This is a genomic window from Cyclobacterium sp. 10D3-21, from assembly GCF_055809755.1.
Genome location: NZ_CM147924.1, coordinates 1644289 through 1661550, shown reverse-complemented (window position 1 = coordinate 1661550; position 17262 = coordinate 1644289). Strand labels below are relative to the sequence as shown.

Genomic DNA, 17262 nt, shown 5'->3' with positions numbered 1-17262 from the left:
AAAGGACATATTGAATTCACAAAGTTAATCAAAAATCAGGGATAAAGGGGGGATTTTAATCATGAAGTTCTAAACTAACAGGGTATTGATTTGAAATTCAATAAAAAATACACCAAATACGTTTTATTATTTATAAAATGCTTTATCTTAGTCTTTCATTTACAAATGAGCCCATAGCGCCTGGCATTCGAAAGGCTAAGATTTTATCTTCGTTTTAGAAATGGCTCAGCGAGAAAGTTATAATAGTATTTTTGACACTTGTCTAAATTAACTTTATTTAAAGAAGGCATTGTGCATTAAACAGCATCAGGAACAAAAAACACGATTATGAAATCCGTCCAAAATAATAACGAAATTTTATACATGGAAGAAAAGAATCAATCTGATCCAATCAAGTTCATTAAAAAGGTTCTTAAATTTTGGCCATTTATATTGGCATTCATGATTTTAACCATCGGATTGGCCATTTACTACAACAAGTCTACCCCCCCGGTATACCAAGTAGCAGGAAAATTCATGATTACGGACTATAAGAACTCTAATTTAATAGATCTTACAGGCATGCCTCAGGGACCTGGTTATCAACCTCCGGGACAGTCCATTTCCAATCAATCCATCTTGATAAAATCCAAGCCTGTGGCGGAGAAAGTTCTGGAGGTCATGGATTTGAGTGTGGATTACTTCGAACCTGGTATGCTGGTGGATAAGGAGTTGTATAAAGACTCCCCGATTTTTGTTCAAGTAGATTGGAACCATCCTCAGATTCTTGGAGATAAAATAAAGATTTCATGGACGAATCAAGAATCTTATTCTATAGATTTTCCAGGAGAATCCTACTATAAGTTCCTTCCAGACTTGTCCAGCGAAAAAATCGACCTAACAAATTATAAAACCAAGCAATTTAAATTTGGTGAATGGATTGATTTCCCATTGGCTAAAATTCAGGTTGGATTAATTCAAAATGCCCCCGAAGGAGAGATTCTAATTCGATTGAACACTAAAAGCAGCCTTCTGGGACGCTATACAGGTGACAACTTACAAATATGGCCAATAGACCAAACCTCTTCTATATTAGGCCTAACTTTAAATACTTCTCATCCTGTAAAAGATGCCGAGTACCTTAATAATTTAATGGAGGTATACATGGAGATGGAATTGGAAGAGAAAAACAGGGTTTCAAAAAACACTGTTGACTTTATTGATAAACAAATTTCAGGTGTGGCGGATTCTTTAAATTATTTTGAATCCAGTTTAGAATCTTTCAGAAGCAAAAACAAAACCTATAATATTGAAGAGGAAGGGAGTTCTGTCTATAATGAAATCACAGATTTAGAAAAACAACTTTCCCAGGAAAAATGGAAGAGACAGTATTTTTTGAATTTACAAACCTACCTGGTCAGAGAGAGCTATGATCAGATCATAATTCCTTCAGGAATTGGGATTGAAGACATGGTCTTGAATGGCCTTATCCAAAAACTAATCACTTTACAAACAGAAAGGTCCTATTACCTGAATACCTCGACTGAAGCTTCACCATTGGTTAAGGAAGTTACTCGAAAAATTGAAGCTACCAACGCTTTGTTATTGGAAGCATTGAGGAATGCCAATAACAACACTCAAAATTTGATTGAAGACCTGGAAAATAGGATCAAGACGGTGGAAAATCAATTCACCCGCTTGCCAACTACACAACAGGATTTAATAAAGATTGAAAGAGCTTTTACCTTAAATGAGAGCATTTATACCTTCTTACTACAAAGAAGGGCTGAATCAGCTCTTGCTATGGCATCAAATACTTCATCAAGCAGAATCGTAGAGTATTCCCAACCATCTGATAAACCCATAAAAGTAAAAGAAATAGCTGTTTATATAGTGGCCTTGTTCATAGGTTTTGCATTCCCTGTAGCGTTTTTCAGTACCATAGTCTTTATGGAGAAAAAAATAAAAGATCCTGTTGAGCTAGAAGAGGATTTGGCCGTGCCGCTTTTAGGTAAAATAGGTAAAAGCAAGCTAAAGACTCCCTTAGTGGTATTAAAACAACCTCGATCAGTGGTTTCAGAAACTTTCAGATCTTTGAAAACCAATATCAGTTTTGTTATTCCTAAGGACAATCAAATGACCATGGCCATTTCATCCACCTTATCTGATGAAGGAAAAACTTTTACAGCAATTAATCTGGCATCAATTTATTCGCTAAACCATAAAAACACAATTTTGGTAAGCTGTGATATGTTCAAGCCAAGTACACTTAAGGATTTTGAGTTAAAAAGTAAAATTGGTCTTTCAAATTTTCTGAGTGAACAAGTGAATAACGTTTCTGATATCGTTCAGACGACCAAATTCCCACTATTAAGTATTATTACTTCAGGGGAAACCCCTCCTAATCCATCCGACCTATTGGCTTCAGAAAGATTTGGAATCATGATGCAGGAATTAAAAGAAAATTATGACGTCATCATTCTTGATACTCCCCCGGTAGGATTGATAAGTCAATCCTTTGAATTATTGAAACACGTGGATTTGACCCTATATGTATTAAGGTATAATTTTAGTAAAAAAGAATTTATCGACAATGTCAATGAAATTAAAATGAAAAAAGGGGTCAAGAATGTTTTTGCAGTTCTTAATGATGTAGCCGCTTCAGAATTGACATATAAAGGATTGAATTATGGTTATTATGACGAGCCAGGAGGAAAAAAATCTGGCATTAAAGGGATATTTGGAAGGAATAAAGCCGCATTGTAAATATTTACATTTTGGTTGAATCTGGTGTTTTTTATTGATTGGAATTTCAGATGCTCATCTTTATGAAAAAGAACCATCAAAATTTTGTTAGCCGATGAAAATTTTCTTTCTTTTAATTGAACTTTCCATTCCTCTTTTTTTGGGCTTCATTATATGGAAGAAAGGTCAGCTTTCTATTCTTTATATGCCTGTTATATTTTTTTGCTATGCATTAATAGAAAGGAGCTTGTCTGCCGCTATCAGTTATTCGATATTCCTCTTTATAATTGGTTTTTATTCGATAAACAACCTTTCCTTTATTAAACGCAATGTATTTGCTATCCTTTTGATACCGTATTTTCTTTTTTTACTGCCCTATTCAAGGAATTTAGTTGAAATCAGGCCGATTTTTTTTGGGGCCATATTATTGTTCTTTTTTATCCCACTACTATCTGAAATTTCAAGAAATTATTCCAGGCATCAACTTTTTGAGGAACTAAGTAAATCAGCCTTAATCATATTGGTTATTTTTATTATTAACGTCATTTTATCCACCCTTTTCAAACACATGCCTACGGGCACAGGTTATTATGGTACTACTTCAGGTCTTCTTTATGGAGCTCTTTCATTGGACAGTCTTAATATTTTGCCTTTTGCCATCTATATCGTTGTAAGAAAAGGGATTAAAGACAAAAACTTAATATACCTATTGGTCTTTTTAGTAGCTGCCTTTTTAATTCTTCTTACATTTAGGAGAACAGTGATGGTTTTAACGGTATTGGCTCCAATGATTGTAATGGTGGAGTTATTGAATTTCCGTCAAATTTTTGATTTCATGAAATATGGATTCATCATTGCTTTGGTAAGTATAGTGGTTGTTTATCAAACGGGGTTTTTAAATGCTTTTTGGGATGGGTATGAAAACCGAAAACTAGATGAAAGAGGACTGGAAAATGAACCCCGGCTCAGGGAATTTCAAATGATTTATAATGACATGTTCCTTTATTACGATTATAGTCCATGGTTTGGGTATGAGCTTTTTGCTTATGCGGGGAATTATGGCAAAGGTAAATTGGGTCAGCGAAGTCTGCACACTGATTTTGGAACACTCTTGCATTCCAGTGGAATATTAGGATTTTCCTTGTATATGTTAATGGTTTTTGTGGCATTTTTATCAGCATGGAAAAAAACTGAATCCAGGGAGGACTATCTTCGTTTTTTATTTATAGCCTTGGCATTTGTAGTTTTTTTTATGTCAGGAAGGTGGCATACCATTTCATCAATGGCCCTCATGTATAGTTTACTATTTATTTCTTTGGGTAATAAAACCAAAAAACCACCTGGTAATAAAAAACTTTTTAAAACACTGCCCTTAAGTTTAGCGCCTGAAAAAAATGTACTTGTTCAATGACAATGGCATGAATTATAATTGATTTATTTGATCTATATTTTAATAAACCCAAATTTAACTTTTCTAAATTATTAATAGATTATACAATATTTATATGAAACCCATTATTTTGCTCGGAATGCCTAGAAGTGGAACAAAACTTTTGCGTTCCTTTTTAAATCAACATCCCAAAGTCAATATTCCTGGAAATGAAAGTTATTTGATTCATAATTCCATAAGAAAATTCGGTGAGGGCTATGATTTCAGCGTATTAAATAATAGGGTTAAATACTTTGAATTTTTATCTTCAACTAAATTTTACAGAAAATGTAAAGCTGATGGTGTTAATTTTTCTTTTGAAGAATTTGATAGTTTACTGACTGTATATGACTGGCAACATGTTTTTAAACTGCTTTTTAATTTTTACGGGCCAAAAGGGGTAAAGCATCCGTTTTTATGGGGTGATAAATCTCCGGGGGCCTTTTCACAACTGAAGTATATTCACCTAATATTCCCTGATGCTTATATTGTCCACATCGTAAGAGATCCAAGAGATTATTGCTTGTCTGCAAAAAAAGCTTGGGGAAAAAATATTTTCAGGTCAATGCATAGATGGAATCTTGAAATCAAATACTATTCAAATTTAGTTCGTGAAACTCCATTTAATTATATCAACATTAAATACGAAAATCTTATTGATTCCCCAATCCAACAACTAAAAAACATTTGTTTATTTCTAAACATAGAATATCCACCCGGTTTGGAAAAGCTCAACAAAAATGTGGAAAATTTGGGATCAGCAAAAGGTGAATCGACCGTTCTCAAGAACAATAAAGAAAAATATCTTCAAGCTTTTGACAAAAAGGCAATCAGCAAACTAGAAGCTATAGGTAAAGAAGGAATGACCTTGATGGACTATCCCATAAGCTATCAAGGCCGAAATAAAAAATTGAGCCCATTTTACCTTATATACGTCTCAATAATGGATGGATTGCATTCCCTTCAATTTCATATTCGAAACAAGGGTATTGTAAAGGGTGCGTCCTATTTTAGGAAACTGTATCTCAATAAAAGATGAATTTTGTGTTTTAATAAATTAAATTTTACTTTTTATTTTATAAAGGCTTACTATTTAAATGACCATTATGAATATTTTAATTGATATCAAACATCCCGCTCAGCTCAATTTATTTAAGGGTTTGGCAAAGGAGCTTGTTGTCTTAGGGTGGAAAGTAATTATCTGTTACCTTGATCGCGGCAAACTACCTAAAATTATTGACAAAGAATATTCTGAATTTACCCGTATAAAAGTGGGCAGTAGTAAAGGAACAAAATGGTCCATATTTTGGAATGGGAATGTGATGAGAACAACCTCATTTATACAAATTATTAAAAAAGAAAAAATTGACATCTGCGTAGCTGCTAGTAGTGCCCCATTGGCCTTGGCATGTAGACTTTCAGGAGTTCCGATCCTTCAATTTTATGATGACCCGGAAAGGAAACGGATTAATAGGATCAATGCCAAACTTTCTACAAAAATATTTTTCCCTCCAATCGTAAAGCCTGGTAAGGAGGTAGAGATTTTTAATTGTCTCAAGGAGTGGAGTTACCTAAGTCCAGCCTATTTTAAACCAGATAAAGCTATTTTAAAAAATTACGGGCTAAAGCCAAATGAATATGTATTTGTCAGAGAGGTAAGTAATAAATCATTTAACTATTATGATCAGGCAGACGCCATCATTTGCAGTTTTTCCAATCAAATTGATAAAAGTATTCCAGTTCTACTGTCATTGGAGGACAAAGCCATAAAGGATAAGTTCCCCGATAATTGGACCATATTAGAAGAACCAATTGCTGACATCCATTCTCTAATCTATTTTTCTAAATTGATGGTTTCTTCCGGAGACAGCATGGCAAGAGAAGGAGCAATGCTGGGGGTCCCGAGTATCTATTGCGGTATCAGGGAAATGAAGGCCAATGAATTGTTAATTGACAAAGGTATTCTGGAGCATAGGCCTGGAAACATGGCTGTGGAACCATTTAATAAGTACATTACAGCAGAATTTCATCAACTAAAGCAAATACAAACCAGAGAAAATCTGCTGAAGGAATGGGATGATATGAATCAGTTCATGATCACTCAAATTTTAAAATATAAAAAATAATAAATATGAAAATTTCAGTTTTCGGATTGGGCTATGTAGGATGCGTTAGCCTCGGTTGTCTGGCAAAAAATGGACATGAAGTAGTTGGCGTGGATATAAACCCTTTAAAGGTAGAACTGATTAATAGTGGTTTACCCACTATTGTTGAAAAGGACATCGATCAAATCATCAGGGAAGAATTTAATAAGGGCAAAATTTCTGCCACGGTCACCGCCTTTGATGCAGTCAAATCTACCTCATTAAGTATTATCTGCGTGGGTACGCCATCTTCCCCACACGGTCATCTTAACCTTAATTACATCTATAAAACGGCGGAACAAATTGGAGAAGCTTTAAAGGAAAAAGATGACTTTCATGTGATTGTAATCAGAAGTACCGTTTTGCCTGGGACAAACCGTAAAATAGGAGAAATAATTGAATCCTTTTCAGGTAAAAAGAGAGGAGAAAGTTTTTCAGTTGTGTCAAATCCCGAATTTTTAAGGGAAGGGTCTGCAGTGAAAGATTATTATGCTCCTGCGGTGACAGTCATTGGAGGTGACCATCCGGAAGCAATTGAAATGGTTTCCTCTTTGTATAAAGAACTGGGTGGACCAATAGAAATAACAGGTATAGAAGAAGCAGAGATAATCAAATACGTAAATAATTCTTTCCATGCGTTGAAAATCTCTTTCGCCAATGAAGTGGGAAACATCTGCAAATCTTTGAAAATTGATTCTCATAAAGTAATGGACATCTTTTGTAAGGATACCCACCTCAATATTTCCCCTGTATACTTCAAGCCTGGATTCGCCTATGGTGGTTCCTGTTTACCTAAAGACCTAAAAGGCATCGTAACCCTAGCCCATGATCAATACCTTTCTACACCGGTACTTAATGCCATTCATGAATCCAATGAAAATCAAAAGAGAATTGCATTTGAATTGATAAACAGGACAGGTAAAAGAAATATTGCGCTGATGGGATTATCCTTTAAAGAAGGTACCGATGATTTAAGGTACAGCCCTTCGGTAGATATTTCAGAAAAATTGATTGGGAAAGGATTTAATCTTTCTATCTATGATAAAAATGTACATATTTCAAAATTGGTAGGTGCCAACAAACAGTTTATTGACCAACACCTTCCACACTTATCGGATCTGATCACCAGCGATCCCAAAGTAGCCTTGGAAAATGCAGATATCGTCCTATTAAACCACAAAAACTTTGACCCAAAACCTTATATGGATTTGCTTTCTAAAAAAGAAGTCTTGATTGATTTGGTGAGAATTCCAGAATTGGAAAATTTGCCCAATTATGTCGGTTTGTGTTGGTAAATGGAATGGGAGATTGCAATAAATCTCCCATCCTATTTAATTTATTTGTTACTTAAGTAATATACGCAACACCTCTTAGCACAAAAAAATATTATAAGTTATAGTATTAATTCAAAATAAAGCCTACGCAAGAGAAGACAGATAAATTTCTTTTAATTTTTCTGCAACCAAGGGAATATCTAATTTAAGGTCGATAAGCCTGTCCCTTCCATTACAGTTATTCATGGCTATCACTTTTCTGATATTTTCAGCTAGTTCCTTAGAATCAAATCCAGTTATCGCATATCCTTCTGTATCTTCAAGAAGATACTTTACATCACCTACATCAGTAAATACACCTTTACAATTACAAGCCATCCCTTCTTTCACAACATTGGGTGACCCCTCTTCATAAGAGCACATCACTAGAACATCGACTGAATTGAGGTATTCAAAGACCTGATGATGGGGAATGGGATAAGGAGCAATTATTTCAATATTTGAACTTGCCAAATCTTGCCTCGTTTTATCCAATAATTGATAATTTTTTCTAGGATCATTATGATTTCCCAAAAACAATGCATACTTCTTGTCTTCACTCAAACCAAGTCTTTTCCTAAAGTTTCTCTCAACGGGATAAAATTTCTTAAAATCTACTCCATTTGGTAGCACATTGGATTTCTTTTTTTGCCAAACAAATTTTTCGATATTCGGAGATTTAGAAAGGATTTTTTTTGCAAAGGGCTGAATCAATAAGGTTAATAGGGTAAAGTAATTTAGATAAAGCCGATTTTTTTTATAACTATGGATCCTTCCGTAGGCATCGGTACCCATCAAAGATAAAATTATTGGGATTCCTGGAAAGGATAGTACAGCTACCCAGGCAGATAGGGTGAAATGGGCATGAATTAAATCAAAATTGGAATCCTTTAAAAATTGCTTAAGTGGACCTATATTGGAAATATATCCTTTCAATCCCTTACCCGATATTTTAAAATATTCAACCTCAACATCTTCGTTGTATAAAGAATCTCCCTGTACTTTGATAAAAGGCGCAACATCAAAATTTTTGAGGTTACCTGAGGAAACAAACAATACTTTTAGTTTTTTGTCCAGAGTCGAATTTTTATTTTTTGACAATACCATTCTTTATAGGGTTCAAATAACACACATATCGTTAGAAATAATATTATATATATTATAAATAACTTATAATAAATATAATACTATATCGTTAAAGTGTGCTTTTATTTCTACTATATTTAACCTTTAATTTCATGGTATACTGTTGCGCTATGAAATGTATCAATAAAAAAACAATTCCAAAAGGGAGCTTATTTAGTGTTAAAATTCTCAGTTTGAATATTTTATAATCCAGTTATTAACCATTCAATATTAACAGACCAAATTATTGCTTTAATACACTTGTATAAATGGATCTTAACCTTTTGGCTATTTGGTTTGAATCCAAGCCCAATTCTTTAATTTTTTCCCTTCCGTCACAGTGATCCATGGCCAATACTCTATAAATTGCTTCTTCTAATTCTTTAGCATCCGCATTTATAATGGCATATCCTCTGGTACCACTAACAATTTCTCTAACATCACCAGCATCGGTAAAAACACCTTTACAATTGGATGCCATAGCTTCTTTTACCACATTTGGAGACCCTTCTTTGAAAGAACACATCACTAAAACGTCAACTGTTGATAGTAATTTCTTTACTCTAGTATGACTAATTGGATAAGGGTTGATGATTTCAATTCCTGACTTTTTCAACTTTTCTTTTAAACCTTCTAAAAGTTGAAAATTCTTATTAACATCGATGGGATTACCTAAAAACAAAACGTTTTTTTTGTTGGTGTTTAACCCCAGTTCCTTAGCAAAACTAACCCTCTTGCCATCAATTTTTTCCAGGTCCACGCCATTGGGCAGCACTGTACTTTTATTTTTTAGCCAAACATGGCGATCAATATTATGGGATTTTGATATAATAAATGAAACAAATGGCTGGATCAACATGGTCATTAAAGTAAGGTATCTATTATAAAATCTAATCTTACTGTATTTCTTCAGCCTACCAAAAGCATCCGTCCCCATAATTGATAAAACCAAAGGTAGTTTTGGAAAGGACAAGACAACTACCCAAGCAGAGAGAGTAAAATGTACATGAATAAGGTCAAATTTTTTGTTATGTAGAAAATTTCGAAATTCTGAAATGCTGGTTAAATACCCTAAAACACCTTTACCTCTAATTTTAAAATAGGTAACTTTAATATTTTCTGATTCCAAAGAATCTCCTTGCATTCTAATACATGGAGCAATATCAAAACTTTTCATGTTCCCGGAAGACACAAAAAGCACCTTAAGAGTCTTCTTTTTGTTGCCGAAATTACTGGTATTATGGATTTTTTCGATTACAGGAAAATCGATTTGAACACCAAGATCTTGTGAAAATTGTTCCATTAGGATAATATATTATTTACCGTTCAACAATTGTTTTTCTTCACCTACCAACACTAAGGTTTAATACTCCTATTTTGAATTCAAATTTACCTCTACTAATTATTCGTATTGAACAGCTATAAATTTGGGGTACATAGAATAATGAAGGAGGGAATATTGATTGCATATTATCTCTCATCTCTTTTAGGAAAAAGACCAATAGCATTTCTATACTCCAGTTATGGCTCAGCCCACTACATCTCAAGCCTTAATTACAGGTGATAACATAAAACCCCATAAGAATCGGGTATTTACAATATTCCAAATGGATATGAGCAGTTGGGGATTAAGTTCGACCGCATTTGTAATATTGTTATGATAAATTCATAAATTACTTAAACCTAGTGAGTTTCGCCACACTTAACTCAAAACAAACATTATTCCAATTTATATCTGCTTTTAATTATTAAATGCTCCATCGATTGCAAACCTTTCAAATATTTGAATATTTAGAATCTCTTGAACTTTTACTCAATAAGTTCTAATCCAAATAACCATATATTCCTATTCATATCCTTGGAAAAGACGATATTTATTTAAAAATTTTTTCTGACTTCAATTTACACACCATGATTCATGTGAGGACATGGGAGAAATTAATGTAAAATTTCAGCAAATGAACCCTTATTATAGTATACAATCCAATATTTATGCGTTCTTGCCTTCAATTGGATTATAATCAAATTGCAAAACACAGCAGGTATTTTATTTTAAGAGTTAATCCCTTTATTTTCTGAAAGTTCTACAAGTGCTTTTATGGACCCCCCCCACTGTAAGAAAAATTGGGCGGTAATTACCATCTTGTGGAAAATTACCGCAATGCAAATAAAAAGGGGCTGTCACAGAACATTTAAGATAGCAGGAAAAATAGAGGAGATCAGTGCTAATTCCCAAAATAAGCTAAGGGAAAGAAATAAACACATTCACCTAACCTACTGAAGGATCTCACTTGTTATAAAATTATTTAAAAACTCCTGAAACATTTTCCCTTCTCACATATTCGATTTACCCTAAAATATGCAATAGAAAATCTAATACCTGCTGAAAACGCTTCAAAATACCCAATCGTTACTGTTTTAAATTTTACCTGACGGTAGCCAGGTTCACCATAGCGGTGCTATGCTAAAATATCCAAACAGACTGACTTTCTTTCGATTACAACACTTCCCGTAAGCACGGGAAATCCTATTACATAATGCGGGTTTAATCTTTCCATTACAAAAAAGAAAACCAAAAAAAACTAGTCAACTCCACGCAATTGGTTGTAATATGTCTTTATTATTTTATTTTTCAGGTTGAATAATTTCACACGAATTCGAATGAAACGATATGCGGCTGAATGCGATGGGACGTTTGAATTTTCGATTTCTTGGGATGATATCAACCCAATTGATGCTATAAAATTTATAGTGGATTAGTATTGAAAGCGATAGGTAGGATAAAGTAAAAGCAGTTTCCTATTGCAAAGGGAAAGTGGTTTGACCCTTACAAGAACAGGTTTCTATATATTAATCTAAAACAGCTTATAGGTATTTTTATGCCAGACCCCTACCAGTCGGCAAATGTTTTCTGCATTTGAAGCTCCTTCTAAAATGCCAATCCTTGGTAATTCAAATTTTGATTTAAGTGCGTGAGGATTTATATAATTTGGCTTATTGGTAAACCCAAATTGAAAACCTTCCTTTTTTAATGCATTTATTTCCCGAATACCAAAATCTCCATTGGGATACGCAAAGGTGTCAATTGAATAGTCAATCCAATCTTTCAATTTTCTTTTATTCAAAGAAATTTCTGATTTCAATTCTTCTGCACTGCAATTTGGTAAAATCGGATGGCTATGGCTATGTCCACCAAATGTAATCCACCGGGATTGGGCGATTTCCTGAATTTCTGAAACAGTCATCGCTTCTCTTGGTAAATTTATTTTTCTTTCAATTTCCGATAAAATGACCCTCCTCTCCTCGTTCGGGACCTTTTTTAATGCTTCGGAAGTAGGATAATCCATCCCTAATCTACTGGCTTTCTTTGCATAATTAAACCAATAATTACCCATTTCGATTGACTCAGAAGGAACAAATATGGTGAGGGGAATTTTATTTTGAATAGCAACTTCTGCTAAATTAGCAACATTGGAGGCCCAGGCATCATCTGCGGTAATTAAAACTGCTCCTTTTGGAAATGACTGATCCCCAGTCACTATCTTTTTAAGGTCTTCCATACCTATAAATTTGAAGCCATTTTTGGTAAACCAATTAATGGTGAATTCAAATTCTTTTTTTGACGGATTATGACAATATATTGACAAAATATGATCACCGTTTAAAGCCTTCTTTTTTGCACGATTGACCAAGCCCATCAAAATGAAAGTTTGCGCTACAAAATAGGACACAATATTTCTTGCATTAAATTTCATATACCAGCAATTATAATAAAACTATTTTATATGTTACGACTTAGGTGTTTTTTTAACATTTTCTGCTGCGAAGAAAACTGAATTTGAATTGGTAATGGCACATTGATTTTTTTCAAAACCGTATTTAATAATCCATGGATTTCCTGAAGAAAGGTGACTTGGTAATAGGAAAAAGCTAGGGTATTGTATTCAAAGTTATTTTTTTTCGATGTAGTAGGCTCTCCTGAATTCACTTCGGTAGGAATGTACCAGAGAACGGCACATAAGGAATTTTCTGCCATTAGACAATAGAAGTGATGCCCTGTTTCAATTCTTTTCATACAATCAAATAGAAATTCTTTTCTGGAAATAATCCCCACTGATTCATCAAAACACATTAAATCATTTATTCTATTTCCCCGAACCTGAAATCGATTGGGAAGCTCATCCCTTTCTATAGCGTTGATGGTAATATAGGTTTTAAGCTGATTGGAAAATATTTTATTGATCCCATCATAGTTAAAGACATCCAGACCTTTTTCCAAAAGTAAAGATGATTTTTTCTTAAAGTATTGAATTCGATTGACTACCACACTGGGCTGAACATTGTATTTCGGCAAACCATCGAAAGCATCTTTAATTATAATTTTCAAAATCTCTTTATTTTTTTCTATAAGACTTTTAAATGGTGTAGAAACTTTAAGTTCATAAGCTTCCTGAAAGGTATTGGCCAACATTTCTTTATATCCTTTTGCTCCCCCAGGAGTTAGGTCAAAAAATTCTTTTTCAGTGTTTTTCAGTTCGATTCCTAGCATAAGGAAATGTAGTATTCCTGGAGAGTATTTGGCATAAAATGGTGAATGTGAATTAATACCTTGTAAATGCACCATTTTAACCCCGACAATACCTGCATTGGAGGCAATAATTTCCTCATTCAATTTTAGTATACTTACATGTAGTAGTCCCAATTCGAATAAACGAATCATAAAATCTTTCCTATGAGCTTCTTGTTTAAAAGCTACTTTGTCATACATCGCCCCTTTCCTGAAATCACTTTGAATAATCAGTTCATCTATAATATTTCTAAAAGACTCAATTTTGGAAATAACTTCAAATTTAAGGTCCCCCTTTCTTTTAAGTCTATTGATTTTTTCTTTGCGGTTTTTCTTTTTTAACTCATGGATCAACAATTGCTCATTGCTGGCCATCAATGGTTGCAGATGGGATTTTAAAAATACATGATTTCCCCATCTATCCTTTCTTCCAAAATTTTTGACGGGGGTATTTGGAGGTAAATATTTCAAAATGATCGTTTTCCCGAGAAAAAATGACTTCAAAAGTCCAATCGAATCCTCTATAAAGGCATTGCTTTCATCCGCGGTTGAAAGCCAAACCTGATACTCTGCCAGATTGGTCCCTGCAGCTGTAATTGTCCCCTTTCTATCAATGGTAAGTGTAAATATTCCTTTAAGATTTTGTCCGTCCCAATCCGCTAAAATTATAGGAATGAATTCCGTATAAATTCCATACCATGCCAAAACAAAATCTTTACCTTGAAAAACAGTAGCCCAGGGGCAAAGCCTAAAAAGTTGATCCCAGGCATCTAAAAATTTTTCATCCTTCAACAAATTTATTGCTTCCTCTTTTTGAAAAATTTTCATTCTCAATTAAATTTTATTTTCAAGATTTTAGATAATTTGATTTCAGTCCAGTAATCACCTCACATTAAGTTTTTCCAATCCAAAACATGCCTCCTTTTAAAGGAACAATTATAGTTGAGGGACAATAACTGTTATTTATAACAATGGCAAGATAGATGAAAGGTCTTTATGCCAAAATAAAATGAATCATCATTCGTATAAAGGTCCTAAGATTGATGAGGCAGTTTCCATTAATTTATCTTTCATAAAATGTGCACTTGGGTGAATATAGGCTTCGTCCTTAACAACAATGGACTGGTCTTCCACTTCACCGGATTCCATTTTATTTTCTTGAAACCAAAGACAAAACATAAGCCTATGTTCGTCAGCCCAAGAAAGAAAAACCTCTCCATCCTCTACTCGTTTAAAGGCATCAGAAAGATAATCCCATCGAGAAATGCCCAAGTCATCATCATATGCCAATAAATGCCTGATATTATTTTTCTCTATCTGAAATGATACCATCGGATTTTCTAATGGTTTCACTTTGGAGTGGGTAATCCTATTTTTTAAGTAATGAAATTTAGATTTGAGTAAGTGCTTTGAGCGTTGAACTTTAACATTGAAAGTCATGGATCGGATACCCTTTGATAATAAAAAAGCATGGAATTTTTTCCGAGCTTCTATTTTAAGTTTAAAAATTGGATCCTGACTCACGGTTAGTTCATATACTTCATCGGCATTTGATGCAAATCTTTCTTTGTAACCATCATCACCTGGAGAAAGATCGAAATAAGCAAAACCCTGCTCTCCCAAATATTGTCCCAACATATATAAATGTACAAGTCCTGGTGAATGTTTGGAATAAAAGGGAGAATAGGTAACCATACCTGACAAATGCATCCATAATTTAGATTTCATACCTATAATGCATGAAGTGATCTCATCATCCAATTTCAATACAGATACATGAAGTATATTTTGTTCAAAAAGAGAAATAAAAAGGGGGCGCCTTAGTGGATTTGCAGCTGAAGGAATTTTATTAAACAAAGCCCCTTGCCTGAAATCATACATAATCATTACCGAATCATACACTTCAGTAAATCGGTTGATTTCTGTTATTTCTTCAAAGTCCATTTTCCCAGCCCTTACAAATCGATTGTACTTTGCCTTTAAATGCCTTTTTTTAAACACCTTCCTATAGTTGGGATGCGACATCTGCATTAAAGGTCTATGGAAAGGCTGTATCACACTGTTTTTTTTCCATTTTGGATTTTGGTCTAACCAAGCTATACTTTTTGAAGAAGGAATAAACCGAAAGACAAGTTTACAATTGGGATGTTTCCGAAAGATAAGAGTGAATGCCTTGGACAAAAAACGTTCTTCATTCCCTTCCCTTACCAGCCAGGTTTGGTACTCTGCATCGTATTCCCCCAAACCGATAATCTTAGCCTGGTTCTTTTTAATTTGACCATTAGATTCTCTTTTAATCGCTAAAAAAACTGCCGCATTTAGGCCATTCTCAAAATAATCAGTTGCGATAAGTGGAACATATTCAGAAATCTTAATTTGGCACCATGTTTTAATGAATACAGGATTTTGGAAAATAGTTGTCCCTGCGCTTTCCTCATATAACTTATTCAAGCTTTCAAAAAAACTAGGGTCTTCTAATAATTGTAAAACCGCTTCCCCCTCAACAAGTCTGATATTTTCTTGATTCATTATCTAGATTTAGGGCATTAAGGAAAATTGATATCCATGATTTCACGTAATAGATTTATAATCTCCATTTTTCACGTTGTAAACACCTCTGATTTAGTGAATTATTTCATCATTTGAAATTAACTAATAAATTTTTTCCTGGTTTTGATGAAAAGCAGTTGTAGGGCTACCTAAAACATCCCCGTATAGTTTTATGAAATGTTCTCCCATTTTTTTAATGGTAAAATTTTGCTCAATAAGTTGTTTACCGGCACTACCAAATTTTAGTTTTGATTCCGGTTGATCCAATAATTCAGAAATAATTTGGGCTATTTCATCATTGGTTTCTTCAGTAATCAACCTACCGTTTTCTCCTGGCTTAATTAATTCCCTTGTTCCACCTGCATCATTAGCAATTACGGGTAATCCCAAAGCCATATATTCCAATATTGCATTGGAAATACCTTCCCCATGAACCTTTTCATTGGAAATCAATACCCCAATATCACAAGCATTCACTAAGGCTTCAACGTCATAGATTAACCCAGTCATAATTAAATTTGGATGACCATTTGTGATCTCTAAACACTTTTGATAGAGAGAGTTTTTTCCCTTATGAAAGTGGCCTACGCCTAAAAAGCTAACGTCCTGTCGGATAGATAAAACTTTTTTTGCTATTTTAAAAAACCTTATATAATCTTTATTTTTTGAAAAGGTAGCCACCATCACTACCGCAAACGGAGTATTGATTTGGTATTTTTCTTTTATAGCTGATTGACTCGCTAAATTTTCAAAACGACCCAAGTTTACCCCATTATAAATCACTCTGTATTTTTCTTTTGGTGGCTTGTACGCTTGTATCCCAGCAAAAGAATTGGATAAAATAATATCTGATTTCTGAAAGTTTAATTTGTCGATGAATCTATTTCTAAAGGAGATGTTTGGCGAGGCATTGGTGATTTGACCGTTGATTAAAGGGATGTTTTTTAATAACTTGGTAGGCAATACATATAAGGTTTGCATACGCCCCCAGGTATGTATTATGTCGGGTTTAAATTCACTTGTAATACGAAAAAAAGAATAAGGAACGCTACTGCTTCCAAAATACCTGTTCTTTTTTATGATTTTTAGTGGTATTTCAAGTTGGTTAAAAATTGGGAAATCAACAACCTTACCAGTTGTGACAATCATCATTTCAAATTCACCTGTGTTTTTCATAAAAGAAAGAAGTTCCATAAACCTTCTTTCCTTTCCCCCTGCAACCAATCCTCCTATAAAAAATAAAATTCTTTTCATAAAATGTTTGCCCTTTTTGGTATAAGTGTAAATTAAAAACTAATGATTTTTTACTTTAAAATATTTTCAAATAAATATCTATTCTTTGCTTCATACTTGCTGAACAACCGGATAGATGGTTTCCTTTTTACAACCTCCTTATATTATGCCAAATAT

11 protein-coding genes are annotated in these 17262 nt (G+C 33.8%); 5 read left to right on the top strand and 6 right to left on the bottom strand.

Features of this window, described 5'->3' with window-relative positions; genetic code table 11:
- Positions 1–327: 327 nt before the first annotated feature.
- The 5 genes from AC0L7T_RS06810 (at position 328) to AC0L7T_RS06790 (ending at position 7592) form a co-directional block, all read left to right on the top strand.
- Entirely contained in the window at positions 328–2745 is a 2418-nt protein-coding gene (locus tag AC0L7T_RS06810; protein ID WP_473341754.1) for a GumC family protein, read from the top strand.
- 547 nt (positions 2746–3292) lie between these two features.
- On the top strand, positions 3293–4135 hold the full coding sequence (locus tag AC0L7T_RS06805; RefSeq protein ID WP_473341753.1) for a hypothetical protein: 843 nt from the start codon (positions 3293–3295) through the stop codon (positions 4133–4135).
- A 94-nt stretch (positions 4136–4229) separates the two neighbouring features.
- A complete protein-coding gene (locus tag AC0L7T_RS06800) occupies positions 4230–5192 on the top strand; it encodes a sulfotransferase family protein (protein ID WP_473341752.1) in 963 nt (320 codons plus the stop codon).
- A 67-nt stretch (positions 5193–5259) separates the two neighbouring features.
- A complete protein-coding gene (locus AC0L7T_RS06795; protein WP_473341751.1) occupies positions 5260–6279 on the top strand; it encodes a DUF354 domain-containing protein in 1020 nt (339 codons plus the stop codon).
- A gap of 5 nt (positions 6280–6284) precedes the next feature.
- A complete protein-coding gene (locus tag AC0L7T_RS06790) occupies positions 6285–7592 on the top strand; it encodes a UDP-glucose dehydrogenase family protein (RefSeq protein ID WP_473341749.1) in 1308 nt (435 codons plus the stop codon).
- Positions 7593–7715: 123 nt separating this feature from the next.
- Here AC0L7T_RS06790 and AC0L7T_RS06785 read toward each other — a convergent pair whose 3' ends face one another.
- The 6 genes from AC0L7T_RS06785 to AC0L7T_RS06760 form a co-directional block, all read right to left on the bottom strand.
- On the bottom strand, positions 7716–8717 hold the full coding sequence (locus AC0L7T_RS06785; protein ID WP_473341748.1) for a glycosyltransferase: 1002 nt from the start codon (positions 8715–8717) through the stop codon (positions 7716–7718).
- Between the two features lie 262 nt (positions 8718–8979).
- Entirely contained in the window at positions 8980–10038 is a 1059-nt protein-coding gene (locus AC0L7T_RS06780; protein ID WP_473341747.1) for a glycosyltransferase family 4 protein, read from the bottom strand.
- Positions 10039–11590: 1552 nt separating this feature from the next.
- Positions 11591–12490 carry a polysaccharide deacetylase family protein gene (locus AC0L7T_RS06775; RefSeq protein ID WP_473341746.1) on the bottom strand — a complete coding sequence of 300 codons (900 nt, stop codon included), beginning with the start codon at positions 12488–12490 and terminating at the stop codon, positions 11591–11593.
- A gap of 26 nt (positions 12491–12516) precedes the next feature.
- Positions 12517–14130: a GNAT family N-acetyltransferase gene (locus AC0L7T_RS06770; protein WP_473341745.1), complete on the bottom strand. Its 1614-nt coding sequence runs from the start codon at positions 14128–14130 to the stop codon at positions 12517–12519.
- Between the two features lie 189 nt (positions 14131–14319).
- On the bottom strand, positions 14320–15831 hold the full coding sequence (locus tag AC0L7T_RS06765) for a GNAT family N-acetyltransferase (protein WP_473341743.1): 1512 nt from the start codon (positions 15829–15831) through the stop codon (positions 14320–14322).
- Between the two features lie 123 nt (positions 15832–15954).
- Positions 15955–17106, bottom strand: a complete 1152-nt coding sequence (locus AC0L7T_RS06760) for a glycosyltransferase (RefSeq protein WP_473341742.1) — start codon at positions 17104–17106, stop codon at positions 15955–15957.
- Between the last annotated feature and the right edge of the window lie 156 nt (positions 17107–17262).